This is a genomic window from Anoxynatronum buryatiense (assembly GCF_900182905.1).
Taxonomy (GTDB): Bacteria; Bacillota; Clostridia; order Peptostreptococcales; family Tindalliaceae; genus Anoxynatronum; species Anoxynatronum buryatiense.
Genome location: NZ_FXUF01000005.1, coordinates 240325 through 266643 on the forward strand (window position 1 = coordinate 240325; position 26319 = coordinate 266643).

Genomic DNA, 26319 nt, shown 5'->3' on the forward strand with positions numbered 1-26319 from the left:
TGGGTTCATGAAGGCCACCCATCAGCCTGTCATGCCTGTCTGACTCGTCAATCCTGTCATACCTGTTCTTTGATTCCTTGAGGGCGAATGAAGATGGTTCATGCGCCATTGCCTTATCGGTTTGTCAATTGTTTTTCCATCATGTCAATGAGCCGGTTCATTTCATGGCGGCGGGTTTTGTAACTGATTTTATTCACCACCAGCCGGGCGCTGATGGGAACAATCTCCTCCAACACTACTAATCCGTTGGCCTTCAGCGTGTTGCCCGTTTCCACGATGTCAACAATCACATCGGCCAGGCCCATGAGAGGGGCCAGTTCAACGGAGCCCTGCTGGCGAATGATTTCCACCGACTGGCCCCGGCCTTCAAAATAATCCCGGGCAATGCGGGGGTATTTGCTGGCCACCCGCAGGTGTTTTTTAGGGGTGGCCGCCATTTCCGGCGGCCCTGCCACTGCCATGCGGCAGCGGCCAAAGCCCAGGTCCAGCACTTCGTACACCGGTTTGGGATCTTCCAAGAGCACGTCTTTCCCCACCACTCCCAGGTCGGCCACGCCGTATTCCACATAGGTGGCCACATCGGGGCCTTTCAGCAGAATCAGATCCAGGGGAAACTGGGGCACCTGAAGAATCAGCTTGCGGGAGGGCTTGCGCACCGGCTCCATGTCAAGACCGGCGGCTTCCAGCAGGTTCACGGTATCTTTTTCCAGACGGCCCTTGGTGAGGGCCATGCGGGGATTTTCATTCATTGGGTCACTTCCTTCATCATGGCATCGGTGAGGCGGGCAGGGTCAATGCTTTCCACCCTGCCGTCGGGGTGGATGCGCACCAGCTCATCCACCTGGCGTTTTTTCATATACGCCCGAATGTCATCGGCGGTTTTCAGCAGGCAGAATTCCACGATGTCGTCCTGTTGCCGCAGTTGGCCCACTGCCTCCCCCACGGTTCCCCGGGGAGTGTCACAGGCCAGCACCAGCACATGACGCCGCTTGGGCACCTGAAGCTGCTCCTGAATTTTCAGAGCCTTGGTAATTTTGTGAATCACCAGGGCAAAGCCTGTGGCGGGGCAGTCCATGCCAAAATTGCCCAGCAGCGCGTCATAGCGGCCGCCGCTGAGAAGCACTGTGCCCAGATCCCGGGTGAAACCCTTGAAGATGATGCCGGTATAATAATCCAGCTGGTTCACCATGCCCAGGTCAATGCCCAGGTACTGGTCAAGCCCATAGTCTGCCACCAGTTCAATGGTGGCCTGCAGTTCTTCCAGAGCTTCTGTCATTTCCGGTGTTTGGGGATGTTGAGCCAGGGCTGCCTGCACTTCCTCCAGGGTGCCAAAAAGACGAGGCAGCCGGGTGAGCAGCGCGCCGTAGCCGCCGTTGATGCCGTAATCCCGGGCCAGTTCCTGAAGACCGGTGACATTTTTTTCCTCCAGCAGGGCCACCACTGCCGCCTGCTGGTCTGCCGTTAATCCCAGCTGCCGAAACAGGGCTTTCAGGTACTTCACCGATCCCAGCTCCACAGTGACATGCTGGAGACCAATGCCTTTCAGGGTTTCAATGGCAGTCACCAGCACTTCGGCATCGCCTTTGGCAGTGGTGACACCGAAGAGCTCAATGCCCGCCTGGCGAAATTCCCGCTTTTTCCCTGCCTGCTCCTGGTCAATGCGAAACACATCGGCCACGTAGCAAAGCTTCAGCGGGTAGACAAAATCCCGCATTTTGGTGGCCACCACCCGGGCCATGGGAATGGTGCAGTCGGGACGCAGCACCAGAATTCTGCCGTCGGCGTCGATGAGCTTGAACATTTTATCCCCGTCTGCCAGCACCTCCGGCCGGGTGAATAAATCATAATATTCCAGCGCAGGGCTGCTGACTTCCATATACCCCCACTGGGTGAAGGTTTCCATGATCTGGTTTTCGATGACCCGTCGCAACAGGCAGTCGTCGATGAGCAGATCCTGCACCCCCTGGGGCAAAAACACTTTTCGCTGGTTCACGTTTTTTCCTCCTTCTGATGCCATGTGCCATTGGTGGTGATCGAAGGGCAATGCCCTGCAGGTCGTGGCCAATTGGCGGTGTGCTGTAGTCTTATGGCAGGGCCGGATTCAAAAACCTCCGGCCCGTAAAAGATCTTCCTGATCCCGCCGCTTTAATACGCTAAAGCAATAGAGTGGTAAAGCAGGAATCTTTTTCCTATTCTAATGGTTTGATACCCTTCTGTCAAGGAAAAAAGCGTAAAAAAATGCCCCAAAGGGGCAGGGGTCTAAAAGCTTGTTTTCGGGGACGTTGATATTGACATTATTTACTTCATTAACCCTGTTGATGAGAAATATGATATTGAATATCTTTCACTATTTTTATCAAAACCATAAAAATTACTACCAGCTCCAGTCTTCCCAGCAGCATCCCTGCTATCTGAGTCCACAAGACGATCAGCGGCAAATCCGGCGCAGTCACTCCAATGGAAAGTCCTACCGTGCCTAGTGTGGAAGCAAACTCAAAGAGGGCATCCGCGAGGGGAATGCCGTTCACTGCCATCACCATCACCCCCACCAGATAAATCAGCAGGTATAAAATAAAAAAGGTTTGCAGTTCATTCATGTGCCTGGAATCCACATAAAAGGGACCGTCAGGTCGATAAACAGGTCTTGTACGAACAGCATTCGGAGGCAAAAAATAACCTTGAAGCTGCCACTTCAATGATTTCAGCAAGACCGCCCCCCGATAGAGCTTCAGTCCTCCAGCGGTTGAACCGGTTCCGCCACCTACGATCATCAACACTACCATCAGCAGCACCAATCCCGGCGACCACTGGTCATAAGTAACCGTTGAGAAACCAGTGGTGGAAATAGCTGTTGTTGCCTGAAAAATGGCAATCCGAAAACTGTCAGAGACGGAGAAATACATGGTTTTCAGCAACAGATACGCCATAATCGGAATACTGACAAAAATCCAGATGGTCATGAAACGAATTTCAGTGATTTTTTTAAACTCAGCGAATCCACCCCTAAGCAGTACGTAATGAGCGGCAAAGTTGGTGGTACCCAGCAACATGAGTACAATGGATACCAGTTCAATTGACAGGCTTCCGTAAGTACCAATGCTGTCTGTTTCAGTAGAAAATCCCCCTGTAGAAAGAGCGGCAAAGGCATGGTTGATAGCATCAAACCAAGGCATTCCTGCCGCCAGGTAGAGCATGACTCCGGCCAGACAATAAGCACTGTAGATCATCATGATCATCTTGGCTGACTTGGTCACATTCGGTAACAGCCGGTCCGACCGCCCTTCAGCGCTGTACAGTTCAATTCCCTGTGGTCCAATAATGGCCGTCAGCATGACCACCGCAATGCCGGCACCTCCAAAAAACTGGATCAGACTGCGCCATAAAAGAAAAATAGGTGGCGTTTCTGCTATATTCATCACCGAAAGTCCCGTGGTGGTCCATCCACTGGTCGATTCAAAGATCGCTTGGGTGAAAGTAAGCTGCCGGGAAAGCAGAAAGGGGATGGCCGAAAAAAGAATCACCATCACCCAAGAGAGTACCACGATCAATCCCCCATCCTTAAAAGTCAGCAATGCCTCTGTTCTTTTTCCGAAAAAAATTCGCAACACCGCCCCTCCAGCAAATGTGGCCATCCCACTGATCAGGAAAATGACCGCTTCCTCCAAATCAGCCAGCGGGGTTAACACCAACAGTATTGGCAGTAAAAAAAGTGAAGCCGCTCCCATTAAGATCGTACCGCAGGTATGCATCACCAGAAAGTACTGCTGTCGAAGTTCCTCTTGATAGCGCATGTCAGGTCAACCTTCCCCTTATTGTCTTGAGCACTTCAGACTGATATTTGGGCAGACATATGATAATCAGCCGGTCTCCCGCTTCCAACCGGGTGGCTCCACCGGGAATAATGGCCTCCTGGCCCCTCAGAACACAGCCGATATTGGACTGAGCAGGAAAAGAGGCTGCTTGAATGGTCTTTCCCACCACAAGGTCATCAACCTTCAGTTCAATCTCCATCAAGCTGACTTTCCCCTCCTCTATGGGGCTCAAGTTGCTGATATCATCAAGAAACAAACGTTGCTCAATGAGATCGGTAATTATTTCCACAGTACTGACAACCATCTGAACTCCCAGTTTTTGAAAAATGATCCGATTGGCAGGATCATTGACCAGCGCCATGCTTTTGGGCACTCCATACACCTTTGAGGCCAGTTGGCAGATCACCAGATTGTCTGGATCTTTGGAAGTGAGCGCCAGAATCAAGTCGCATCGGGTGATGCCTGCATCCTGAAGCAGATAGGGTCTGGTACCATCGCCCTGAATAACCAGTGCCTGGTGATTTCGGGCAAGTCTGTCACATACCTCTGGCTCTTCTTCAATCAGGGTCAGTTCATGACCTTTGGATATCATGGATTTTGCCAGAAAGTGGGTTCTAATGCCCCCTCCCACCACGAAAATGTTCATGGTGCAGTCACTCCTTCCTGGCTGCCAAGCGCCTGGCTGAAGGCTTCTGCCGCCAGTAATGTGGTGCAGATAGTTGTGATGCCTGTGCCTTCGTAAATTTTTGCTCTGGAAGGATCGTAAATACGAAGCATCACCTCAGGCACATGGTGGATTTCCCTGGCTACCTGAGCTATCATGATATTGGTATTGTCATCATCTGTAGTGGCCACCAGCACATCAGCTTGGTCAATTTTTGCCCTAAGAAGTGTATCTTGCTCTACCGCATCTGCTTCAATGGTGAATCCGCTGTATTCTTCTGATAATCTGGAAAAAGCCGTTGCGTCCTTGTCAATCATTACAAGACTGTTGCGACTTCTGGTAAACATTTTAGCCACATGCGCTCCCAATCGACCGCAGCCGACAATGATAATGTACTTATCTTTCATCGGTATCATCTCTATCACCCAGATTCATGCCTGCCTGCGAATATTTCCATTGCACTGTCCGCTCCAAATTCTGGTCAGCCGGCCGATAGGTGGGGTCAAGGGCCAGTGCCGCCCGGTAATGTTTTTGAGCCCGGGGTATATCTCGGTAGTACTCTGCAAGCACTCCCAGCAAATTGTGAGGTTCAGGCGCTTCCACATTAAGAGTAATGGATTTAATCAGGATTTCTTCCGCCTTTTCGTAATGCTGTTCCAGTAAACACTTTTTTGCAAATTCCAGATACTCCTCAAAATGGTTTAGCTCCGTTTCTTTCAGAACATGCCGTTGAAGTACCGATTGCACCAGCTTGCGAATTTCCGAAGGCGTAAAAGGTTTGCTGATGAAGTCAATGGCCCCCAGCTTCATAGCTTCCACAGCCCGCTCCACAGTTCCATAGGCCGTCATCATGATCACGTTCACTTGAATTCCCCGGTCCCGAATTTTCTTCAGTACTTCCATGCCATCAAGCCCGGGCATCTTGATATCCAGCAATATCAAATCATAATCAGCCTGCGACAACTGAATCAGCGCATCTTCACCGTTCACCGCCAAATCGATGGTGTATGCTTCATCAGCCAAGCATTGAGTTAGTGTCATACGAATGTTTTTTTCGTCATCAACCACTAAAATGTGTTGCTTCATGGTCTTTCCCCTCCCAAGTTTTTCTGAATACACTCCAGTAAATCCGTTGTAGTAAATGGTTTTGTGATGAAATCGCTTCCTCCCAGTTCCCGGGCCCGCCGTTGATCTTCCTGCTGGCTTTTGGCACTCATGAACACGACAGGTATCCGTTTTGTCAATGGATTTTGACGAATAGCCTCGCATACCAGATATCCATCCATCTTCGGAATCAGAATGTCCAACAAAATCAACTGGGGCAACTTATCTTGCGCCAGCTTCACAGCATCGACACCATTGTCCGTTTCAATAACAGAAAACCCTTTTTTCTGCAACAGCATGCGTACCGACATGCGTATGTTCTTCTCATCTTCGACGATCATAATCGTGGTCACCTATCTCTCCTCCAACCATATCCGCTATGATGAACTGATGCGAAGCGTAAAATAAAAGACACTTCCTTTATCCGGCCCACTTTCCACCCATATTTCACCGCCGTGGGCTTTCACGATTTCTTTACAAATGGCCAAGCCGAGCCCTGCTCCACCACCCACTTCATGTTGGTCGTGCACCTGAAAAAACTTATCAAATATCACCTTTTGGTACTCCTCCGGAATGCCTTTTCCATTATCGGCCACTTCGATGATAATATGATTGACTGCTTCCTTTGCTTTTATTTCAATGACGCCGGTACCGTCATCCGGCACGTACCGCATGGCATTGCTCACCAAATTATTCAAAACCCAAGCAATTTTAGCTTTGTCAGCTCTTGCCATAGGTATTTGGTCAGCTATTTGACAGGTATAAGTAATTCTTTTTTCCTTCAACTGCACTAACAGCGGTTTCATGGAGTACGTTACCAGTTCGTCAACCAGGCAGGCTTCAAGATTCATTTGTACTTTTCCTGACTCGATCCGTGAAAGATCCAGTAATTCGGTCACCAGCCTGGTTAACCGTTGGGTATCTTCTTCCAGTGCATTTAATAGTTCCTGCTGATCTGGTGTTTGCTGATTTTCCGTCTGATCTTTCAATAAGCCAATTGCCATGGTCATTGATGTCAACGGTGTTCTGAACTCGTGTGAAACTGTTGACACGAACTCTGATTTCAAATCGTTCACTTCCACAAGTCTGGTGATATCCTGTATGAGTGTCACCACACCCAAGTCCGTTCCCTGTTGATCACGAATGGGTGTCATGTTCACTCGAAAATGCCTGGGTGCTTCGGATAGTTCGGATTCAATGGTCAAATCCGTGAACTTTTTCGACATATCAACACCACGTTGCAGCGGTACTTCCTGAATCATTCGAAAAAGCTCTTCTCGATTAATGACTTCCAGAAAATGCCTGCCCAATGATTCTTTTTCGCGTATATCTAAAAAACGTTCAGCTGCTTTATTGATAAGAATGAGATGATGATTCTGGTCTGTCACCATGACGCCATCGCTGATACTTTCCACAATGGCTTCGGCTTTCTGCTTTTCCATCATAATTTTATTAACGTTCATTCGCTCATACCGTTTTAACTTTTCGCTCATCGCATTAAACTCCGTCGCCAGAACAGCGATTTCATCATCTCCTTGTATGCTGATTTGTTGCTGATAATCTCCTTCGGCGACACGTTTCATTTTGAAAATCAGATCTCCAATTGGTCTGCTCACCTGTCCACTGATGTACAGCGCCATAAACAATCCGGAAAGTATTGCTGATAGCGACAGCAGTGATGTCGAAAAAATAGCTCGGGAGGCCCGTTCTTCTGCCTGTGTCTGTAACTGCAGCATTTTTTCCTGATTTAACTCAAGTAAACCGCGACATGCTTCTTTAATCGATTCAAATAAAGGAAAGGTCACTTGATAATAATACTGTCGAGCCTGACTGGACCCTTTATACTCCTGCACCTGACGCAGCTCTTCAAAGGAAAAGATATATTCCCCATACAGGGTTTCTATCTGGTCAATCATATCCGGCTCTTCAGGCTCGGTGATGTTATCCCTGGCCCTGGTGTGCCAGCGAACAAACTCCTGCTCGTGTTCCCGGTGGTTCTGAGCAGCATTTGAATCACTTGAAAACAGGAAAGAAAGCTGTGCACTGTCTTGGCGTTCCAGGGCCACCATCATATGCTGGGCCGCCACCACACTCCGATAGTTTGACTGCATGATATCCTGAATATCTCCCTGGAGATTTCCGAAGTTCACAATCGCCCAAATACTTGTCAAGGCAATAATCAGCAACACCAGAGCAAACGCTGCCAGCATCTTGTGACGTATACTCCTAAACATGGTCCATACCTCCAAGCCTCTGCTGCTAAAATAGGTTGCTACACTTTTTCCTGCACCCGCTGAAGGTCTTCGTTAACTCCCACCACCACCAGCACATCGCCTCGCTGAATCACTTCCTGGGCGTTGGGAGAAACCGTAATTTTCTCTCCATGTTTGATGGCCAGTACACTGAGACCGAATTTCGCCCGCACGTCGGTTTCCTCCAGGGTTTTTCCGATCCATTTTTCCGGCGTGACAATTTCCATGATACTGTAGTCGGGAGCCAGTTCAATGTAGTCGAGGATATTGGTGGAGGTCAGATTATACGCCAGCCGAACACCCATGTCTCTCTCAGGGAAAATGACCCGGTCTGCACCGATTTTATAAAGCACTTTGGCATGAAGTTCGTCCTGTGCCTTGGCCACCACATATTTCACACCCAGTTCTTTCACCACCAAAGTGGCCAATATGGATGACTTGATTTCAGAGCCAATGGCAATAACGGCCACATCAATGTTGCGCATGCCCGCAGCCCGCAGGGCGTGCTCGTCTTTCACATCAAGACTGGCACTGTGGGTCACATATTCGGAAATATTTTGAACAATTTCCGGATTTTCATCAATGGCCAGCACATCATATCCGTTTTTATAAAGATTTTTGGCCACTGCTGAGCCAAATCGTCCGCAACCAATCACCGCAAACTGTTTCATGTTTTTTCTCCCCATTTCAAACAATTTTATGTCATTTGATAACGCTGGAACAACTTGTTCCGGAACGATGCCTTCACCCGGGGCACTGCTCCTTTTCAAGGAATCATGACATGATGAAGCAAATCCTCTGCCGGCAGCGACTCCTCGAGCACTGTATCCACCCCACCCTGCTGAAACAAGTGACGGTACAGACTGTCGTTACAGCGGGCAACAGTCAAAACAGCGGGAAACTGGTGCTTGGCAGTGGTACAGAGCAGCAGGTTATTCAGATCATTTTCTGACAACGCCAAAACGGCGATGGGTTTCACGTCTTCCGGAATCTGAGGCTCTGTGACAATCCGGTAAGGAATCTTCTCTTGTTGAAGCATTGATTCAAACCGGGTCACCGGTTGGTTCTCCCAGTAGATGAGCGCCATGGAAACCAGCGGCACTTTCAGATCAAGATCAAACCCCTGCCGGTCAAAAAAACCGTCAAGCTGTTGCATTACCCGGTAACCCAGCAGGATAAATCCCACGGTTGTCAATCCCAAAAGGAAACGCATGTGTTTCACCACCTTCCTCTATGAGGATACGCGACTTGGTATTAAGGTGGTGTTATCCTTTTTCCTGTGATGTTAATTTTTTGTAAAGGCGCACCAAAAAACCTCCGAAATCATTTCGGAGGCAATCAGGCCATTATTGATCCGGCAGGTTATTCGTCGGCAAACCGGTAACCCACGCCCACTTCTGTGAGAATATGACGTGGATTGGCAGTGTTCTTTTCGATTTTGCGGCGCAGGTTGGCCATGTAGACCCGCACGTTCTTGGTATCGCAAGACTCGTACCCCCACACCTGTTTCAATATATAGTTATGGGTGAGCACCTTTCCCTTGTTGGCAATCAGCAGATGCAACAGTTTATACTCAATGGGTGTGAGGTGGATTTCCTGCCCCGCCACCATGACACGGCGCTTTTCAAAATCCACCGAAAGATTATCGCCGGTAAAGCTGCTTTCGACAGTTTGATTGGTGATGCGCGTCAGGCCCCTTTCGATGACACGAATACGAGCCATGAGCTCTCCCATGTGAAAAGGTTTCGTCATGTAGTCATTGGCCCCGCTGTCCAGCGCCTCTATCTTTTCTTTTTCCTGCCCCCGGGCTGAAATCACCAGAATGGGCACCCTGGAAAAAGAGCGCAGTTCCCGGATGACTTCCAGGCCGTCCTGGTCAGGCAGTCCCAGATCCAGCAGCAGAATATCCGGATGATGGGACGAAAACATGAACAGCCCCTCTGCCGCACTGCCTGCCACCAGTACCCGGTAATCGTCCTTTTGCAGGGAAACAGCGATGAAATTGGAGATGTATTTGTCATCTTCCACAATTAAAATGGTCGTTTTATCTTCCATGGTCGTCACACTCCTCTGGGAAGGGTAAAGACAAAACGGGATCCCCGGGGATGATTGGGAACGGCTACGATGGTACCCCCATGGGCTTCGACGAGCGCTTTGCAGTTGGCAAGGCCCAGCCCCATTCCCCGGCGACTGTCAGAAACCGTTTTGTCGTGGGTGACAAACCGGTCGAAGAGACTGTCTCGGAGATTCTCATCGATGCCTTCGCCTGTATCTGCAACTGTCACCACCAGTTCTCTTTCTGAGGCAGTGACAGTGAGGGTGATTTCTGCCGCCGGTTGGGTGTGCAGCACTGCATTTTCCAGTAGATTGATAAGCACCCGAACAATCAGCCGGCCATCCATAGGTACCATCACCACGTCCTCAGGAAGCGAAACGGAAAACCGACGCTCCCGCAGCAAGCGTTCCACATGGGAAACTGCCTCGCTGACCACATCGTCCACCACTTCACTTTCCTTTTTGATCACCAGTTGCGATTCATTGATCCGTGTCATGTCCAGGATATTTTCCACCAGATTGGTGAGCCAGATGATTTCTTCGCTGATATCCTTTGCCAGCTGCTGACGCTCTTCATCTGCCAAATGATGGTACTCATCGGCCAAGAGACTTCCTGCCCCCAACAGCGCAGTGAGGGGGCTTCTCAGGTCATGGGCCACCGATCGGAGCAGCGCTGCCCGCAGACGTTCGCTTTCCATGGCCAGCCTGGTTTTCTCCTGTTGGTTGTATAGCTGTTCTCTGTCAAGGGCTATCCCCAGCTGGGTGGCCACCGCCTGAATAATGAGCTCTGTCTGCTCCTCCATCGGCTGCTGCGGGTATACTTCCAGGGTTCCCAGCGGCCCGGCAGCGCTTTCAAGGCTGTATGGCCGGGCACTCTCCCGGGAAGATGCCGACGAGAGGGAATCTGCCTGTAAACCGCTGTCTTGATTGAGTGTCACCCTGCTTTCACAACCGGCATATGTGCGAATGTATGAAATGCCCCGCTGGATGATTGAATGATTGCCACTGACAGAGAGGAAACCGGAGGCAATTTGATAAAGCGTCTGAGCAGTGCGTTCATTTCTGGCTGCCAGCTCCATCTGTTGCTGCAGCCGGGAAGTGACAATTCCGGAAACCACTGCTGTGACAAGAAAAAAAAGCAGCAGGATAATATCATTGCGGCTGTAAATCACCAGCGTATAACGCGGCTCGGTGAAAAGGAAATTGAAGATCATCAGGCTGGCAAAAGAGGTGAAAATACCATACAGATAGCTGCTGGTGAACACGGTGGTGAACAGCACACCCAGCAGAAAGACCATGATCATACTTTCTTTGTCCACCCCAAGAGAACTGACAAACACGGCACACCCGGTGGTCAGCACAAAGGTGATCAGGGTTTTAAGGCTGTTTTGAAACAATGACCCCGGCGGACGCACCTTCATTGGCTTCACCTTCCATCTTCTACCTTCTGCCTGTATCACCAGGCTTCCATCCGACGAAACACCGACCTGTACATCCATCTCATTTGTCCGATTGGTGATTCTTTCGTCAAGCGACGGGTTGTCTATCAAGCGATTGGTGAAGGGCAGCTTTTCGACAAAAAACACACAAGATTGGAATCAGCTGCCCGGGCCAAATCCCTTGGTCTTCACTCTCATCATGGAAAATCATTGTTAACAGCTGATTACTCTGCCCGGGCCTGGAAGACCACAAAGCGGCTCAAAAGATAATTCAGTACAATCACCAGGCCGTTCACCAAGAGTTTACTGATGAATTCATCCAGATGCACCAGTTCAATGAGCACCACCAGGCCGACCACATCCACCAGGTAGGTGAGCAGGCGTACACTGAAGAAGGAAGTCATTTCGCGAAAAATGGCCTTCATCCCCCGGCTGCGGCTTTGAAACACCCAGATCCGGTTGGTCCAGAAGGCCACGGAAACAGCCACAATGAAGGCAATGGTGGTACTGATGGCATAATGCACGCCCATATCAATGAGAAGCTTATAAATCAGCAGATTCACCAGCGTGGTGACCACACCGAAAATCAGGTACGACGTGTAGTGGCGAATTCGGGGGCTCATGGCAGCTCCTCCCCTTCTCCAAAGGCACGGGCTTCCCATTCCCGGGGCCCGGGCCGCCGGGCCGCTTCCGGCCATTCTTCCTGAATGGTGTAAAGGGGCCGTCGCCGCACTTCATCATAAATGCGTACCAGGTATTCTCCCAGAATGCCCAAAGCCAGCAGGTTTACGCCCAGCAGCACCCCCAGCAGGCTTTGCCCCCCGGTATAAAAGAGATGGCCATCACCGCCGGCCAGCCAGGCAATCACCCACACCAGCAGCAACACCTTGGCAACTCCCGTCACCACCAGCCCTGCCTGGCGAATCCAGTAAACGGGTTTATGGGAAAAGGAAAGTATGCCGTCGAAGGCCAGTTGCAGCATTTTGGAAAGGGGGTATTTGGACTCTCCGGCAAACCGCTCTTCCCGCCGGTAAAGGAAGGCGGTCTGTCGAAAACCGATCCAGCTCACCATTCCCCGGAGAAAACGGTTGTGCTCCGGCATATTTTTGAAGACTTCCACCACCTGGCGGTCCATAAGGCGAAAATCGCCGGTATCCATGGGAATGGCCACCTGGGTGAGGCGGTTGAGAATGCGGTAGAACCCTTTGGCAGTGACCAGCTTAAACCAGGTTTCCCCAGCCCGCTGTTCCCGCTGGCCGTAGACCACATGCCAGCCTTCCTGCCATTTGACCACCATTTGGGGAATCAGCTCCGGCGGGTCCTGCAGGTCGGCATCGATCACCGCCACGGCTTCTCCCCGGGCTTTGTGAATGCCGGCAGTCACTGCAATCTGGTGACCAAAATTCCGGGCAAAGCCGATGACCCGTACCCGCTCATCGGTTGCGGCCAGTTCTTTCAGTATATCAAGAGTGTCGTCAGTGCTCCCGTCATTGACATAGAGCAACTCACCGGCAAAGGTTTCCCGGTGGTCCTCCAGCATTTGGGTGAGGCGCCGGTGACACTCCCGGGCCACGTCATGTTCATTATACATGGGCACCACAATGGAAATCAGGGGTTTTGTCATGTTTTTCGCTCCCTGCGCTGTATTCTGCAGCCATCTGTTTTTTATTTCAGTCTTCGTTCACTTGATTCACAACAACTTGATTCGATTCATAACACCTGTGAATGACATTCATGTTGTTGCCCTTCTCAGCTTACCGCAACCGTCGGCTTCTGTCCAGTGGAGAGATACACCATTAAGCATTTTACTAAACCTTTTCACCCATTTTTGACAGGCAGCCCGTCTGCAAGTGGGTCAAGGGTAGTGGCAGCTACCTGCAGACCATAGCTGTGACATTGGTATTTTGAGAAAGATCATCACAGGTTTCAAGGATGGTGTGCAAGTTGAGATTTTTATTTTTTAAAAATTGCAGGAAAATATTGATATTTAGGGAATACATAGCATTAAGCTTTCATTGGGAGGAATCATCATGTCCAATAAACAGATTATACTGCAACGGGATCGTGTAGATGAAATATTTCAAAATATATTTAGCTACTCTTTCACTATTGTGTCTGCACCCATGGGTTATGGTAAGACAACGGCCTTACGTGAATTTTTCCGAAAAGGCCATGCCCGGTATAGGTGGTTGTGCCTTCGTGAGGATGCTGTTAACTGTGGGTGTTTTTGGAATCGTCTAACCCAGCAAATAGCTGAGGATTTTAAGAAACTGGGTGCTGATTTGCATGGATTAGGTTTCCCCAAGGACAGTATTCAAACTGCCCGCGTGATTGAGACGCTTATGGCCAATTCTCTCGATGAAGATTATTGTCTAGTGCTCGATGACTATCATTATGCTGAAAACGACCAACTCAATCGGCTCTTGGAAGCTATCGTCAAAAGCGAAATACCCAACTTCCATCTAGTTATTATTAGCCGTCACTTGCCTAAAATAAACCTACCAGAGCTAATCGTAAAGCATTTGGCGATTCATATTGATACGAATATTTTTCGTTTTTCTGATAAAGATACGCAGTGTTATTTTTCCCTCATGAATTTCCCGCTGAAAAAGACAGACATCTGCCATATCCAAAGCATTGCAGGTGGTTGGATATCAGCACTATACTTAATTTACAGAGGACTAAAAAGCGGGATCCCTTTGAAAAACATAACGACCGTACAGGAACTTATAAAAACAACCATTTATGAATTGTATGATGAAGAAACAAAAATAGCCCTTTGTGCTTTAGCAACCCTAGACACTTTTACAGTAGATTTAGCTGAAAAGGCTACGGGGATAAAAAAAATTCACACGATCATTAAGAATCTTTATAGGGAAAATGCATTTATAGAGTGGGATGCAGCAACGGGTGTCTACACGATACATAATGTGTTTAGTCGATTTTTAAACGAAGAAACCCTTCGCCGTGGTTTCGAAACAAAAGAAATTTACCATCGTGCAGGAAAATGGTATCTTGACAAGCAGGATTACACGCAAGCTTTCCGTTATTTGGTTCAGGGAGCAGCGTATGATACGCTGCTTGAGGTCTTGGAAAGGCCTGCATTATATATCAACGCAAGCGACAGACCAATGCTTCTTCAGTATTTTGATACAATCCCGCAGCAACAGAAAGACAGACATCCTATGGCTTACCTCAAATTCATTCTCCTTTTCGTTATTTCGGGCGATGGGAACAGAGGTTTTACTCTTTTGAAACAATTTGAAAAAGATCTGCCCGAAAAGAAGCCAGGCCAAAAACATACCATGGAAATTCAGGCGGGAATCCATTTGATTAAAATGTTTCTTGCATTTAATGACGCCGAGGTTATGATAGCCCATATAGAAACTGCTCTTACTCTTTTAGATGGCGGTGTTTCCACCATCTCCAACTATCAGGGTCCATTTTCATTTGGCAGTCCCCATTTTACGTTTATCTATTACAAAGAGGCGGGGACATACAAAAAAACGTCGGGGCTTTCCTTTGAAAAGTACGCTAAACTGTCAGGGGGTGCCGGCATGGGTGCTGACGCTCTCTGCTTAGCAGAATATGCATTGGAAACTGGGAACTTTGATGCTGTGGAAGATTACGCTTTCAAGGCCATTTATAAAGCAAAAACCAAAAGCCAAACCTCATTGGTAGTCTGTGCTACACTGACTCTTGCTCGCCTCTATATAGTTCAAGACAAGTACTCCGAAGCACTTCTATTGCTGGGTAATCTGGCTGACGAAGTGGATTCCAACACAGAGATTATTCTTCTGGATACCTACGATCTGTGTCTAGGCTATTTTTATGCCTGTACTGGTGAAATCAAAAAAATCCCCCGTTGGATCACAGATGGGGATATGTCCGTTAATACCCTTTTGTTTCAGGGCTTGGTGTTTTCCTATGTTGTCTACGGAAAAATATTAATACTATTACAGGACTGGGTAAGAGCCGAGGCCTTATGCGAAACTTTCAGTCCCTATTTTGATGTTTTTCACAATCAATTGGGATATATTCATAACTTCATTCATCTTTCCATTGCCATTTACAAGCAAGGCGACAGCAAGAAGGCGAGAGAGCATCTGTGCAGCGCGCTAAGTATCGGGCAGGCAGATAGCATTGTGACACCTTTCGTAGAAAACGGTGCAAATCTACTGCCGCTGCTTCAGAATATCAGCAAAGAGGACTGCCTGGATATGGTTTATGTCTGCCATCTGATTGAACTCTGTGCTACATATGCCTCAGTTTTTGCTGGGCCATCAGTCTATATGCACCCCCTTTCCCTTCGGGAAATCGAGGTATTAAAGCTGATAGCCAAGGGGCTTAGCCGTAAAGAGATCGCTGAAAAAATGTTTCTATCTACAGGCACGATAAAGTCACACACCCAAAACATCTATAGAAAACTTAACATTAATAAAAAAAGCGACGCCCTCCAAAAGGCAGCAGAGATGAAGTTATTGTCCTAAAAATACGTCTTTTTGGTAGATGGTGCCAAATAGAAAAATCCTCTATATTTAATGGAGGATTTTTCTATGGAGGTTTTGTCCGTGCATACTTTTTTTCAAAGCGTAACCCCAAAGCATGATTACACCTTAAGCATTATACTAGAAAACGGCAAAGAAATAGAATACTCCATGGAGCAGTTATTAAACCAGCTTCGGTTCAGCTCTTTAAAGGACATGGATGTGTGGATGCAATTAGATGTATTTCCTACTCATCTGGAATGGAATAAGGGGGTTTATCTAGTGACACTGAACATCGAAGAAATTATTCCTGATTATACCAGGAGCTGAAACATGAAGACTGACGGAATTAAACTATAGTATCAAAATAAGAGGAGGTATCACCAAATGCGTTTACGGATAAAAATCTTTCTAATTGTCGCATTTTTGATTATGCCCATATTTACTTGCATTCAGCCAGTCAGCGCTATTAGCTTCACCGTTACGAATTTGAATGACAGCGGCGCAGGCTCTCTGCGGCAGGCTATCGCAGACGCTGCTGATGGAGACACTATTTTATTTCAATCCGGCCTAAATGGCACAATTACACTTACATCAGAGCTTTTCATTAATAAGACGCTGACCATTGACGGTGGCGATAGCACGATTACTATCAGTGGCAATAACGCTTGCAGAGTTATAAAGTATCAGCCGACTTTCACGGGAGACTTGACCTTGAAAAACCTGACTTTGGCTGATGGTTTTGCAGATAGTGGAGCTGGTATGGAAGGACCTGGCAATTTGAATTTGATTAACTGCACTTTCAACAACAATTCAGCTGCTAATAGTGGTGGTGCCCTTTTTATTTTTGGTTCCACCTCTAGTATCATCAACTGCAACTTTAACAACAATTCAGCCACCAATGACGGTAGTGCCATTTATGTTGTGAGTTCCCACCCAACCATTACCAACTGCACCTTCAGCAATAATTCGTCTGCTGCTAATTTGGGTACAATTTGGCTGAATGCCTCCAATCCCACCATTACAAACTGCATCATATGGAATAATTCCGGCGGCAGTATACGTTCCGGCGGTTCAACAGCTACAGTCAAAAACAGTATCATAGAAGGAGGATATGGAGGCAGCGACAATATGGATGTGGATCCCCTGCTGGGGACACTGGGAGATTACGGCGGACCAGTAAAAACAATTCCCCTTCTGCCCGGCAGTCCGGCCATTGATGCCGGCACCTCTACAGGTGCCCCGTCTACAGACGCCAGAGGTTTAGACCGTGTGGGTCTTTATGACATCGGCGCTTTCGAATCCCAGGGTTTTACGTTTGGCTCGCATACCGGCACCCCCCAAGCAGCATTCATTAATACAGAGTTTACTGCGCCTTTAGCATTAACCATCGTATCCAATGATCCTTTAGCACCGGTTGAAGGGGGTAAAGCAGTTTTCACTGCCCCCTCATCAGGAGCAGGCTGCACCTTTGACCTTAATCCCACTGCCATTGGAGTAGGCGGCCTTGCCAGTGTAAATGCAACAGCCAACAGCACAATAGGCACCTACAGCGTTACGGCCAGTGTCTATGGGGTAGGCAGTTTACCATTTAGCCTGACCAATGAAGCCCACATTGCAGATCTCATGGCAATTCCAGGGGTCACCGTACCCATAAAAAACCAGATTCCGGTAACCAGTATTCCTGAAACCCAACAGTATACTGGAATCGTTACATGGAATCCGGCAGATAACCCTTTTAAATCCAGTACTGTATACACTGCAACTATTATCTTAACACCAAAAGCAGGCTATACTTTAACAGGTGTATCTGAAAATTTCTTTACCGTTTCGGGAGCAGAACAAGTGACGAATGCAGTTGATTCAGGAGTCGTCACAGCCGTATTCCCCGTGACCAGTGGTGACAGTAATAACCAAGGCGAAAGTAGCAATGATCAAAGCGGAAGCCTTCCAGGGCATTTAATTTCCCCAAATGGTTCAATACTTGAAGCGTTTGGGGCAAAATTTGATATTCCTCCCAAGGCAGTAAATGCTCAATGCAGAGGAGCGATAGAAGTCTTTGGCAGCGATAAATTTGCTGCACCAGACAGCAGCTTTATACTTGGCAAGATCATTAAGTTAACAGTCAACCCTCCTGGTAACTTTCTCAAACCTGTCATAGCCACGCTGCCGTTTAACCAATCAGCAGTAGATCTTGAAAAAAGCACTCTCTCCATTTATCGTTATGACGAAAAGCTTCATGAATGGATAGAGCTTGATCATGTTATGGTTGATGAAAAGAAAGGAACCGTAAGCGGTGAAACCCAAAAAACCGGCTACTTTGCTGTTATAACAGTTGAGAAAAAGGCAATTTTACCCGCAAACCCCATACTGCCTGACACTAACGTGCCGGTACCGACTGATATTGAAGTGCCGGTATTGACTGATATTAACCATCACTGGGCTGAAGAAAGCATCAATTGTCTAGTGAACATGAATGCTGTAGGCGGTTATCCTGACAACACCTTCAGGCCAGAAAACCACATAACCCGTTCAGAATTTGTCACCATTTTAGTTAAAGCCTTTCATTTAAAGGGAGAACACGAAATTTTATTTGACGATACCACTGACCACTGGGCAAAAGATTATATTGCTATAGCAACAGCCCATGGCATTGTTCAGGGGTATAATGGTCAGGAATTCGGCCCTGATGACTTGATAACCCGTGAACAGATGGCTGTAATGATAGTGAAAGCGGCTAAACTGACCGCAGCCATTGGAGAACTAACCTTCAGTGATCGCGCTGATATCAACACATGGGCAACCAATTGGGTAATTGCCGCTACCCACAATAATCTAATGAGCGGCTATCTTGATAACACCTTTAGACCTTCAGGAATTGCCACCCGCGCAGAAGCAGCAACCGTTATTTGTAAAGCACTCAAATAACGCTGCAATCGCCTGTTGGTTTATGCAAATCCAATTTCTAAGCGTGTTAGTATCATCTTTCTATTGAATCGCATGATTAAAAACACGTTTGAACGTGTGCTTTGACCCAGAAGGAGGCTTATGTGAATCTTGGCATAAGCCTCCTTTGTAGTGGGTTTCGTTTATTTGACGGAAGCTTGCTTGCCGACAGCCTGTTCTTTCAGCTGACTGGACATGCGGTCAAGAAGCAGCCCGCCCCCATAAGCAGCGGAAAGCATGAAGAGGGGCACCAGGCTGTGGTGATACCGTGACTGCACTTCAATGAGCACATGCATGGCAATGAAGCCGAAGAATAAAATGGCAATGAAGGCGTTGAAGGTGGCCTGCCGGCGCTGCCGGGTGAGCCACAGCCCCGCCAGGGTAAGCCACATGAGGTTTAAGTAGTGCACCTGGGAAAGTACCTGCAGTTCCTGTCGGTATTCTTCCGCCCACAGACTCACTGCCGTTACCCGGTCCAGCTCCAGCATCCCCCAGTAAAACCCATAATCGGAAACCGCCCACTGAATGGCGAATTTTCGCTCCACCAACAACCAGAAATCCCGGTAATCTTCCTGAATACGTTCCATTCCCCGACGCCAGGCTTCTTCATGAATGCGGTCAAAGTCATAATTATATTCCTCAATAATGGCCCAGTCATCGGCACTCCACATGCCCCGGGAGGCCTGGTTGGTTCCCACATAAAGGTTGAAGCCGGCACCGGTTTTTCCCAGGGGCACCAGCACCCGGGGTTCATAAATGGCGTTGAGGGTGGTGAGGGTCAGTAGAAAACCGGCCAACAACAGCGCCAGCACGGCTCCCCGTCTCAGAAGAATCTGCTGCCAGACGGGCCGCGGGTTCCTTTTCGAATTCACTGGCCTTTCGGCAGCGGCCTCCTCCTGAACATCGTCCAATACATCATCCGATGCAAGATGGCTTTCAAACGTGTCGGGACGCCCATTTTCCAAATGTTGTATGCCACGTATGCCTCGGCCCTGCAACTCTCCATCAAAGGGTTTCAGGCATAAATAAAGCAAAAAGGCGGGAAACAGCAAAGATGCCACCGGCCGCACCACATGGGCCAGCGAGAGGAGTGTCCCTGCAGCCAGGGCCAGTGTCCACGCTTTGGGCGCCAACCCTGCCCCCGATTCATGATGGATGGCCATGACGAAAAGAAGCAACACGCCCATGAGCACCATGGTGAACAGATGCTCTGCCCCCAGCACATTGCTGTAATAAATCTGCCCCGGCCACAGGGCAAACAGGAGGGCCGCCCCCCGGCCCACCCGGGGAGAGAAAGCCCGTTTTCCCAGTTCATATAGAAGGAGCACTGTCATAAGGGTACAAAAGAAATTAAACCACCGGGCCACTGCCGTTTCTGTGCCGAAAATCTGCATCACCCAGGACAGTACCAGAGGATAGCCGGTAAGGTGGGGAAAGACCCCCCGAATCTGGGCAATGGCCCCGGGATCGCCTCCCACAATGGATCGGGCATAGTTCAGGTAACGGGCAAAATCCCAGAGGGGGGTGGTTTCCACCAGCCGCATCCACACAAACCGGGGAGCCGCCGCCAGCCCGGTCACCAGCACTGGAAACACAAAGGGCCGGTGGAGCCAGGATATCTTTTCAATGCCCCAAAAGAGCAGCGTAAAAGCCGCCGCCGTGAACAGCGACCAGAAGAGAAACAGGGTGGCGGGGTATTCCAGCAGCAAGGGCCCCCGTTCAAAAATCCCCAGTATAATGATGAGACTGACAAAAAACGCAAAAGCACCGGTCACCACGGGGGTCACCGGCCAACGGTCCAGCCATTGAAAGGGGTTATTCTGAAGATGTTTGTGCTGAATGGGTCGGAGAGCCTGCTGCTGCCCGTCAACGCTTTTGCTGGTTTTCATGGGATTGCCTCCATCGAAAAGTGCCTGTTTCATCACATGCGAATCATACTTGATATGTCATGCTTCATATATTATGCTTCAATATCGCAGAAGCCCTGTTCCTGGGTCAGTTTTTTCAGGTATTTCATAAAGGGTTCCTTCAGGTCTTCCCGCTTCAGGGCAAATTCCACTGTGGCCTGGAGGAATCCCAATTTGTCTCCCACATCATACCGGGTGCCTTCAAAGATATAGGCATACATGGCTTCCTGACGTACCAGGGTGCGCAGGGCATCTGTCAGTTGAATTTCGCCGCCTTTGCCCGGTTGGGTGTTTTCCAGAATGGGAAAAATCTGAGGACTGATAATGTAGCGGCCCAAAATGGCCACATTGGTGGGAGCTTCATCCACTGCGGGTTTTTCCACCAGGTCTTTCACCTTGTACACCCGGTCTTCAATCCACTTGCCTTCGATAATGCCGTATTTGTCCACCTCAGATTCGGGCACTTCCTGCACGCCCAATACGGTGGTCTTGTACTCGTTGTAGATTTGAATCATCTGGGCCAGGCAGGGGGTTTTTGCATCGACGATGTCATCTCCCAGCAGCACGGCAAAGGGTTCATTGCCTATGAAGCTTCTGGCGCAGTAAATGGCGTGCCCCAGCCCCTTGGGTTCTTTCTGGCGAATGTAATGGATATTCACCATTTCAGAGATCTGCTGCACGGTTTTTAGGAGTTCATCCTTCCCCTTTTTTTCCAGCTCCAGCTCCAGTTCAATGGACTTGTCAAAATGATCCTCAATGGACTGTTTGTTGCGGCCGGTGATGATTAGAATTTCCTCAATACCGGAAGCCACCGCTTCTTCAATGATATACTGCAGGGTGGGTTTATCCACAATGGGAAGCATTTCCTTGGGCTGGGCCTTGGTGGCCGGCAGAAATCGGGTGCCCAGACCCGCTGCCGGTATAATGGCTTTTTTAACAATCATGGCGCTTCACTCCTTATGGGTTCTGTTTAACGCTGCCTGCCTGTTGACTTCACTTGACTCTCAGAAATTCTGGCGGCAACTGACTCATATCCAATGGCTACCCTTTTTGAGAAACCTTGTAACACTTGTGACATCTGTCACAGTTGTCGCAGTTATTAAGGTTGTGACACCTCTGCTTTCGGTGATGATCCCTGCTGACAGGAACTCCCTTGTCTTCCCCGACATGCTTAAAAAGAAGTGTCTCTTATCTCTGAAGTGTCTCTTGTCTCTATGATTGAAACAACCGAAGTAATCCGGTACTGCCGGAGAGTACCAGCAGACCTGCAATCACGTTGCCGATGAAAATGGCGGGAAAAGCCAGCTTGAATCGCAGGTTCAGCAGCACCGCCGCCAGTGAGCCCGTCCAGACACCGGTGCCAGGCAGGGGAATGGCCACCAGAAAAATCAGTCCGATGAAGCCAAATCGCCGGGCCCGTTCTCCCTTGGCCATGGTACGGCTGGTAAGGCCGTGGATCAACCGGTCCAGCAGGGGATGCAGCCGCGATAGCATGTCAAAAACAGGTCGGATTCCAAAAACAATAAAGGGTACCGGCAGCAGGCTGCCTGCCAGGCTGATGAAAAATGCGTGCCAGGGGGAAAAGCCCAGAGAGAGGCCAAAGGGAATGGCCCCCCGCAGTTCAATGATGGGCAGGGCCGCCATGAAAAAAACCAGAAATTCATTCCGTATCCATGTGAATAGATGTTCCATGTGAGGTTCAGCGCTCCGTTCTTCTGTTGGTAGGTTGTTTCTTTTCAGTGAAAAAGCCGCCGGTGGAGTCCCGCGGTTTGATTAATCGATGAACATGATACAGTTCCAGGCTCATTGTATCATGCTTTTTCAGGATTTTCTACTTAAAAGTACTGAAAAGCGCCAACCCGGAGATTGGCGCTTCAGACAGATTATTTGGTGTACACAATGACAATTTCGCGGGTGCTGTTGATCCAGTCGGCTTTGGCGTCCAGGTTTTCTGATGCAAACCGTACGGGTACAAAGGTGCGCCCGCCCTGGGAAACAGGTGCCACATCCATTTGGGCAGAGGCTCCGTTGCGTCGCACTTCTTTTCCGTTGAGCCACATTTCCACCGACTGTCCCCGTGCGTTCAGACTGATTTTGCTTTCACTGCCTTCCCAGCCCACATTGCCACCCATGGCTTCCACAATGGCCCGAATGGGCACCATGCTTCGCCCGGAAATGACGATGGGGGTGGTGCCCCGGCCCGGGTCGATTTCCTGGTTCACACCGTTGACAATCATGATGGGGTTGTCCAGCTGCAAAATATTAAAGCTTTTTTCACTGCCCACGTGAGTGATCTTGGTGCCGGTTCTTCTGGAGAATTTGGCGACGGCGTCTCCCAGCAGCTCATCAATGCCTTCCAGTGGTCTTGCTTCTGCCAGCACCGGCAACACGATGTAGTGGTACTCGGTATCCGGTGCCACATTCACGTCCACAAACCGTGTGGCGGTGATGTAAAAATCAGTGACAGAGATACCCAGATCATCCCGACTGGTGGAACGAAACACCCGGTATCCCAACGCATTGGCGGCACGGGACCATCCCATTCGCACACCGGAGTCAAAGACTTCATTGTTGCTGTCACCTGGCTCCGTGACGGGCTGAACCGGCTGTGCCGTTTCCTCCTCCACAGGTTCAATAACGGGTTGGGCCAGTTCTGGTTCTTCTTCAACGGGTTCTATGACTGGCAGAATGGGTTCCGCTTCTTCCACCGGTGCCGGTGCGTCGCCCAGGCGCTGGTAGATGGCGGTGCCTCTTTGAGTTTTCTCAGTAAAAGGATGGACAGTGATGGAGTTGATCACCATTGACTGGCCATCTTCCCGAAGGGTGAGTGTGGCTGTTTCTGACCATGCCACGCGACGGTTCCCTGCCTGCTGAAAATACCCCAGTGAATCAAGGGTCCACTCGTTCTCACCGTTGCTGACAATATTTCGCAATTGTTGATCTCCCACTGTCACAGGATAGTTGCTCCAAGCCGAGTTGTTGATTTCGTGAAAAAACCCTTCATCTCCTGTAATGTGAAGAACCTGCCCATCATTTCGCACCCACAGCCCTTCAATGGCCTGGGTGTCCGCCGATGCGGAAAGCGTCATGGCCATCAGGATGAGTGCCATGAGAACGAACCCTGTCAAACCCTTCTTAAACCAGTTTCTATTCAATATTTTTCCTCCTCGTTCTTACGGTTTAGTATGTTCTTCTTTTCTCAACCGATTCAGCATGCTGATGTTTCGCAAACTGATGATTCATCAAGCTGATGTTTTTACAGGATAACAGGATAATGAGTTACACTTTTGCCTGTTTTTCGGCAATATCACCAATCACCGGCAGCTTAAACCATTCATGTTTGTAGGCTTTGACCAACAGTATGATCCACGCAACCAGGAAAACCAGTGGCATAAAGAGCCCCACAATCCAACCGATCACAGGAATCAGCCCCAGCACAGTGTAGACCACCATACTGACAATGGTGAGTAAAATGGCTTGCATGGCGTGAAATTTCACAAACCGACTCTCTTTTTCCAGCACTAAAAAGAGAATGCCTGAGACAATGCCAAACACGTGGGCTAACAGGGCTGCCACATTCTCGTCCATCCCCAGGGATGATTTGGGCATGATAGTTGTATTGTTGCTTTCTTCGTTCATTTGATTCATCCTTTCTCTCATATCATTGTCTGTTGATTAAATCTGTGGTGAGCGACTTTTGCAAGCCTTTGGCATTTTTATGCATCATGAGCATCTGTGATTCGCAGTTGCGATTAGTCTTTCGGGTTAACATCTATGATTCGCAGCCATTCATTTGTCGTTAATCTTTGAAATCAGCCTTTACCTGGTGCCTGTTCTCCTGTTTGCCTCCTGCTGCTTACCAGCCAAGCTCCATGATGTCATAGCCATCGGGTACCACAAAGAGAGCGTCAGAGATGCCACCAACTTTCAGGTTGGTGATTTCCATATAGTATTCATAACCATCTTCATTTCCTTCCATGCGAATGGGGAAACCATAGTCTGCATGTACCCACAGGGTCATGTTGTCACCAGTATCGTGAAACACATAGGTGCGCACTCCATTGAGAGATTCCACCCCTTTAAAGATCATTCCCTCCCAGTCATACTCTCCGTCAATCAAGTCGTCATCGAAGTAATCATCGTCATCGTCATAGAAATCATCATCTTCATATTCCATGCGTATACCTGTCATCTCATCCGGCTGGAGGATATAAGAGTACGTGCCGTCTTCGATGATAAGAAAGCTTCCTTCCATGGGGTTGGTGCCTTCCACCCGACTTTTGTCGCCTTTGACCCAAATGTTACTGGTTATGGTTTCGCCCTCACTCCCATAGGTCATTTCATAGCTCATTTCTGTGGGGAAGGCTTTGGCTGACAGGCTGGCAATCACACTGTCCCTGTCGTCACCACCTGTGGCCGGTGCAGCTTCCTGATTGCTGGACTGTTGGCCGGCAGCTCCTTCAGTGGCGGCTTCCGGTGCAATCTCCTTTGTCTGTTCTCCCTGTGGTGCTGTCGGCTGCGACGACTGGGAGCCACCGCAACCTGTCAGCACCAGGGTTACTGCCAGCACTACTGCCATCAGGTACTGCCATTGTTTGTTGCCTTTTCGGTTGAACATGATGAAAACCTCCTTAGTTTCGTATCAATCTTAATTTCGCATTAATTCCATTTTTTGATTCCTTATTTTGATTCTTTCATTTGATTCCTTCATACCTTCTCTCATCCAGTCATGCGAACTCTTTTTGCAAAGACGTCAACGCAATTTCTTATTCGATGACATCAACTCGATTTCTTATTCGAAAACTGCAACACGATTTCTTGTTCGATGACTTCTGTAAATGAATCATCGCTTCCATTTGTCAGATCTCCCTCACCTCCTATCCTCCACTTGTTTTCTCAACTTATGAAAACTACTTTTGCGAAATGGATGTTGCTCGCTCTCTCTGGTTTTCTTCACCTGATACCAGGTCTTTCATGCCTGCTCCTTCACATATGGTCTTCATATCTGGCCCTTCATGTCAGATCCAAAACTTTTGATTCTCTGGCTTTTTTCTTAATGATTTGAACGCCTTCAAGGCACACTTCCCAGCTTGAAAATGGCTGGCTGGTCATGACCAAATCTCCCTTCAGCCCAAACACATGAAAATAGAAACGGTGCTGCTCGTCTTCTCTCACAGCAAAGCAAGGGTATTGGAGACATTGATCCTTGACAATGATTTCTGACAGATCACTGAACTTACGGAGCTGCACAATGCTCTCTTCCAGCTGGGCCCGGTCGGTGTAGCTTTTGGAGGCAATGCTGAATGCCGTGTCATCCCGGGAGCTTTCGTGACCGTGAAAAACAAAGTAGAAGCGTCCTGATGGATTTTTTTTAATATGAAATGTACTCATGATGACAGGATCACCCCTCCCCGTTTCTTTGCATGAACTCCCCGCCTTAGCCCCTTGTCATCGATAGCATCCTTCTTCGCCGTTTGAGGAAGTCACTGTTCCCTGATGGCCAATACGCCACTCGAACTGGTTGGACAGCTTCATTCCGGGTGGGCAGCTTTATTCTGGGTGAACAGCTTCATTGTTGGCTGACTTTTATTGCCACGCTGTCATTTTCAGATTTTTTGTATTATAATTTGGTTACTATTATGACCCTTTTAAC

Annotated in this window: 24 protein-coding genes; 3 read left to right on the forward strand and 21 right to left on the reverse strand. The window is 48.7% G+C overall.

The features are described 5' to 3' along the window. Nucleotides 1-113: 113 nt before the first annotated feature. The 14 genes from hisG to QOL74_RS09055 all read right to left on the reverse strand — a co-directional run bounded on the left by hisG (nucleotide 114) and on the right by QOL74_RS09055 (nucleotide 12950). Nucleotides 114-749: an ATP phosphoribosyltransferase gene (gene hisG / locus QOL74_RS08990; protein WP_283409126.1), complete on the reverse strand. Its 636-nt coding sequence runs from the start codon at nucleotides 747-749 to the stop codon at nucleotides 114-116. Next, complete coding sequence (gene hisZ / locus QOL74_RS08995; RefSeq protein ID WP_283409127.1) at nucleotides 746-1993, reverse strand: ATP phosphoribosyltransferase regulatory subunit; 1248 nt, start codon at nucleotides 1991-1993, stop codon at nucleotides 746-748. The genes hisG and hisZ overlap by 4 nt, the downstream gene beginning before the upstream one ends. Before the next feature lie 313 nt (nucleotides 1994-2306). Further along, nucleotides 2307-3791 carry a TrkH family potassium uptake protein gene (locus QOL74_RS09000; RefSeq protein ID WP_283409128.1) on the reverse strand — a complete coding sequence of 495 codons (1485 nt, stop codon included), beginning with the start codon at nucleotides 3789-3791 and terminating at the stop codon, nucleotides 2307-2309. Nucleotide 3792: 1 nt separating this feature from the next. Continuing rightward, complete coding sequence (locus QOL74_RS09005; protein ID WP_283409129.1) at nucleotides 3793-4458, reverse strand: potassium channel family protein; 666 nt, start codon at nucleotides 4456-4458, stop codon at nucleotides 3793-3795. Further along, nucleotides 4455-4883, reverse strand: coding sequence for a potassium channel family protein (locus tag QOL74_RS09010; protein WP_283409130.1), 429 nt, complete (start codon nucleotides 4881-4883; stop codon nucleotides 4455-4457). Before QOL74_RS09010 ends, QOL74_RS09005 begins: the two co-directional genes overlap by 4 nt. Further along, the gene (locus QOL74_RS09015; protein ID WP_283409131.1) at nucleotides 4873-5562 is read right to left on the reverse strand and encodes a sigma-54-dependent transcriptional regulator; all 690 of its coding nucleotides are present in this window, start codon (nucleotides 5560-5562) and stop codon (nucleotides 4873-4875) included. The genes QOL74_RS09010 and QOL74_RS09015 overlap by 11 nt, the downstream gene beginning before the upstream one ends. Then, nucleotides 5559-5933, reverse strand: coding sequence for a response regulator (locus tag QOL74_RS09020; protein WP_283409132.1), 375 nt, complete (start codon nucleotides 5931-5933; stop codon nucleotides 5559-5561). The genes QOL74_RS09015 and QOL74_RS09020 overlap by 4 nt, the downstream gene beginning before the upstream one ends. Before the next feature lie 24 nt (nucleotides 5934-5957). Then, nucleotides 5958-7814 carry a sensor histidine kinase gene (locus QOL74_RS09025; RefSeq protein ID WP_283409133.1) on the reverse strand — a complete coding sequence of 619 codons (1857 nt, stop codon included), beginning with the start codon at nucleotides 7812-7814 and terminating at the stop codon, nucleotides 5958-5960. A 38-nt stretch (nucleotides 7815-7852) separates the two neighbouring features. Then, nucleotides 7853-8503, reverse strand: coding sequence for a potassium channel family protein (locus QOL74_RS09030; protein WP_430383864.1), 651 nt, complete (start codon nucleotides 8501-8503; stop codon nucleotides 7853-7855). Between the two features lie 95 nt (nucleotides 8504-8598). Beyond that, on the reverse strand, nucleotides 8599-9045 hold the full coding sequence (locus tag QOL74_RS09035) for an NAD-binding protein (RefSeq protein ID WP_283409135.1): 447 nt from the start codon (nucleotides 9043-9045) through the stop codon (nucleotides 8599-8601). A gap of 149 nt (nucleotides 9046-9194) precedes the next feature. After that, on the reverse strand, nucleotides 9195-9887 hold the full coding sequence (locus QOL74_RS09040) for a response regulator (RefSeq protein ID WP_283409136.1): 693 nt from the start codon (nucleotides 9885-9887) through the stop codon (nucleotides 9195-9197). 5 nt (nucleotides 9888-9892) lie between these two features. Continuing rightward, nucleotides 9893-11386 carry a sensor histidine kinase gene (locus QOL74_RS09045; protein ID WP_283409137.1) on the reverse strand — a complete coding sequence of 498 codons (1494 nt, stop codon included), beginning with the start codon at nucleotides 11384-11386 and terminating at the stop codon, nucleotides 9893-9895. A gap of 164 nt (nucleotides 11387-11550) precedes the next feature. Then, entirely contained in the window at nucleotides 11551-11949 is a 399-nt protein-coding gene (locus tag QOL74_RS09050; protein ID WP_283409138.1) for a GtrA family protein, read from the reverse strand. Continuing rightward, nucleotides 11946-12950: a glycosyltransferase family 2 protein gene (locus tag QOL74_RS09055; protein WP_283409139.1), complete on the reverse strand. Its 1005-nt coding sequence runs from the start codon at nucleotides 12948-12950 to the stop codon at nucleotides 11946-11948. Before QOL74_RS09055 ends, QOL74_RS09050 begins: the two co-directional genes overlap by 4 nt. Before the next feature lie 406 nt (nucleotides 12951-13356). Here QOL74_RS09055 and QOL74_RS09060 point away from each other — a divergent pair, with 406 nt between their 5' ends. The 3 genes from QOL74_RS09060 (at nucleotide 13357) to QOL74_RS09070 (ending at nucleotide 18741) form a co-directional block, all read left to right on the forward strand. Continuing rightward, on the forward strand, nucleotides 13357-15816 hold the full coding sequence (locus QOL74_RS09060) for a LuxR C-terminal-related transcriptional regulator (protein WP_283409140.1): 2460 nt from the start codon (nucleotides 13357-13359) through the stop codon (nucleotides 15814-15816). A gap of 66 nt (nucleotides 15817-15882) precedes the next feature. Further along, on the forward strand, nucleotides 15883-16143 hold the full coding sequence (locus QOL74_RS09065) for a DUF2442 domain-containing protein (protein ID WP_283409141.1): 261 nt from the start codon (nucleotides 15883-15885) through the stop codon (nucleotides 16141-16143). Nucleotides 16144-16200: 57 nt separating this feature from the next. Continuing rightward, nucleotides 16201-18741, forward strand: coding sequence for an S-layer homology domain-containing protein (locus tag QOL74_RS09070; protein ID WP_283409142.1), 2541 nt, complete (start codon nucleotides 16201-16203; stop codon nucleotides 18739-18741). A gap of 161 nt (nucleotides 18742-18902) precedes the next feature. Here the strand turns inward: QOL74_RS09070 and QOL74_RS09075 are convergent, their stop codons facing one another. The 7 genes from QOL74_RS09075 to QOL74_RS09105 all read right to left on the reverse strand — a co-directional run bounded on the left by QOL74_RS09075 (nucleotide 18903) and on the right by QOL74_RS09105 (nucleotide 26057). Continuing rightward, a complete protein-coding gene (locus tag QOL74_RS09075; protein WP_283409143.1) occupies nucleotides 18903-20648 on the reverse strand; it encodes an ArnT family glycosyltransferase in 1746 nt (581 codons plus the stop codon). Nucleotides 20649-20719: 71 nt separating this feature from the next. Next, nucleotides 20720-21610, reverse strand: coding sequence for a UTP--glucose-1-phosphate uridylyltransferase GalU (gene galU, locus QOL74_RS09080; RefSeq protein WP_283409144.1), 891 nt, complete (start codon nucleotides 21608-21610; stop codon nucleotides 20720-20722). A 268-nt stretch (nucleotides 21611-21878) separates the two neighbouring features. Beyond that, complete coding sequence (locus tag QOL74_RS09085; protein WP_283409145.1) at nucleotides 21879-22358, reverse strand: COG2426 family protein; 480 nt, start codon at nucleotides 22356-22358, stop codon at nucleotides 21879-21881. Nucleotides 22359-22549: 191 nt separating this feature from the next. Beyond that, nucleotides 22550-23821, reverse strand: a complete 1272-nt coding sequence (locus QOL74_RS09090; RefSeq protein WP_283409146.1) for a copper amine oxidase N-terminal domain-containing protein — start codon at nucleotides 23819-23821, stop codon at nucleotides 22550-22552. 124 nt (nucleotides 23822-23945) lie between these two features. Beyond that, complete coding sequence (locus tag QOL74_RS09095) at nucleotides 23946-24305, reverse strand: DUF4870 domain-containing protein (RefSeq protein WP_283409147.1); 360 nt, start codon at nucleotides 24303-24305, stop codon at nucleotides 23946-23948. 217 nt (nucleotides 24306-24522) lie between these two features. Further along, entirely contained in the window at nucleotides 24523-25284 is a 762-nt protein-coding gene (locus QOL74_RS09100) for a hypothetical protein (protein WP_283409148.1), read from the reverse strand. A 395-nt stretch (nucleotides 25285-25679) separates the two neighbouring features. Further along, nucleotides 25680-26057, reverse strand: a complete 378-nt coding sequence (locus tag QOL74_RS09105) for a hypothetical protein (RefSeq protein ID WP_283409149.1) — start codon at nucleotides 26055-26057, stop codon at nucleotides 25680-25682. Between the last annotated feature and the right edge of the window lie 262 nt (nucleotides 26058-26319).

Bases quoted from the DNA above. Each gene is read 5' to 3' on its own strand.
- QOL74_RS09045 (WP_283409137.1), bottom strand. From the start codon at position 11,386: ATGGATGTACAGGTCGGTGTTTCGTCGGATGGAAGCCTGGTGATACAG.
- QOL74_RS09015 (WP_283409131.1), bottom strand. From the start codon at position 5,562: ATGAAGCAACACATTTTAGTGGTTGATGACGAAAAAAACATTCGTATG.
- QOL74_RS09030 (WP_430383864.1), bottom strand. From the start codon at position 8,503: ATGAAACAGTTTGCGGTGATTGGTTGCGGACGATTTGGCTCAGCAGTG.
- galU (WP_283409144.1), bottom strand. From the start codon at position 21,610: ATGATTGTTAAAAAAGCCATTATACCGGCAGCGGGTCTGGGCACCCGA.
- QOL74_RS09070 (WP_283409142.1), top strand. From the start codon at position 16,201: ATGCGTTTACGGATAAAAATCTTTCTAATTGTCGCATTTTTGATTATG.
- QOL74_RS09100 (WP_283409148.1), bottom strand. From the start codon at position 25,284: ATGTTCAACCGAAAAGGCAACAAACAATGGCAGTACCTGATGGCAGTA.
- QOL74_RS09095 (WP_283409147.1), bottom strand. From the start codon at position 24,305: ATGAACGAAGAAAGCAACAATACAACTATCATGCCCAAATCATCCCTG.
- QOL74_RS09060 (WP_283409140.1), top strand. From the start codon at position 13,357: ATGTCCAATAAACAGATTATACTGCAACGGGATCGTGTAGATGAAATA.
- QOL74_RS09065 (WP_283409141.1), top strand. From the start codon at position 15,883: ATGGAGGTTTTGTCCGTGCATACTTTTTTTCAAAGCGTAACCCCAAAG.
- QOL74_RS09105 (WP_283409149.1), bottom strand. From the start codon at position 26,057: ATGAGTACATTTCATATTAAAAAAAATCCATCAGGACGCTTCTACTTT.
- QOL74_RS09010 (WP_283409130.1), bottom strand. From the start codon at position 4,883: ATGAAAGATAAGTACATTATCATTGTCGGCTGCGGTCGATTGGGAGCG.
- QOL74_RS09000 (WP_283409128.1), bottom strand. From the start codon at position 3,791: ATGCGCTATCAAGAGGAACTTCGACAGCAGTACTTTCTGGTGATGCAT.
- QOL74_RS09055 (WP_283409139.1), bottom strand. From the start codon at position 12,950: ATGACAAAACCCCTGATTTCCATTGTGGTGCCCATGTATAATGAACAT.
- QOL74_RS09075 (WP_283409143.1), bottom strand. From the start codon at position 20,648: ATGAAAACCAGCAAAAGCGTTGACGGGCAGCAGCAGGCTCTCCGACCC.
- QOL74_RS09035 (WP_283409135.1), bottom strand. From the start codon at position 9,045: ATGCGTTTCCTTTTGGGATTGACAACCGTGGGATTTATCCTGCTGGGT.
- QOL74_RS09040 (WP_283409136.1), bottom strand. From the start codon at position 9,887: ATGGAAGATAAAACGACCATTTTAATTGTGGAAGATGACAAATACATC.
- hisG (WP_283409126.1), bottom strand. From the start codon at position 749: ATGAATGAAAATCCCCGCATGGCCCTCACCAAGGGCCGTCTGGAAAAA.
- QOL74_RS09085 (WP_283409145.1), bottom strand. From the start codon at position 22,358: ATGGAACATCTATTCACATGGATACGGAATGAATTTCTGGTTTTTTTC.
- QOL74_RS09025 (WP_283409133.1), bottom strand. From the start codon at position 7,814: ATGTTTAGGAGTATACGTCACAAGATGCTGGCAGCGTTTGCTCTGGTG.
- QOL74_RS09005 (WP_283409129.1), bottom strand. From the start codon at position 4,458: ATGAACATTTTCGTGGTGGGAGGGGGCATTAGAACCCACTTTCTGGCA.
- QOL74_RS09050 (WP_283409138.1), bottom strand. From the start codon at position 11,949: ATGAGCCCCCGAATTCGCCACTACACGTCGTACCTGATTTTCGGTGTG.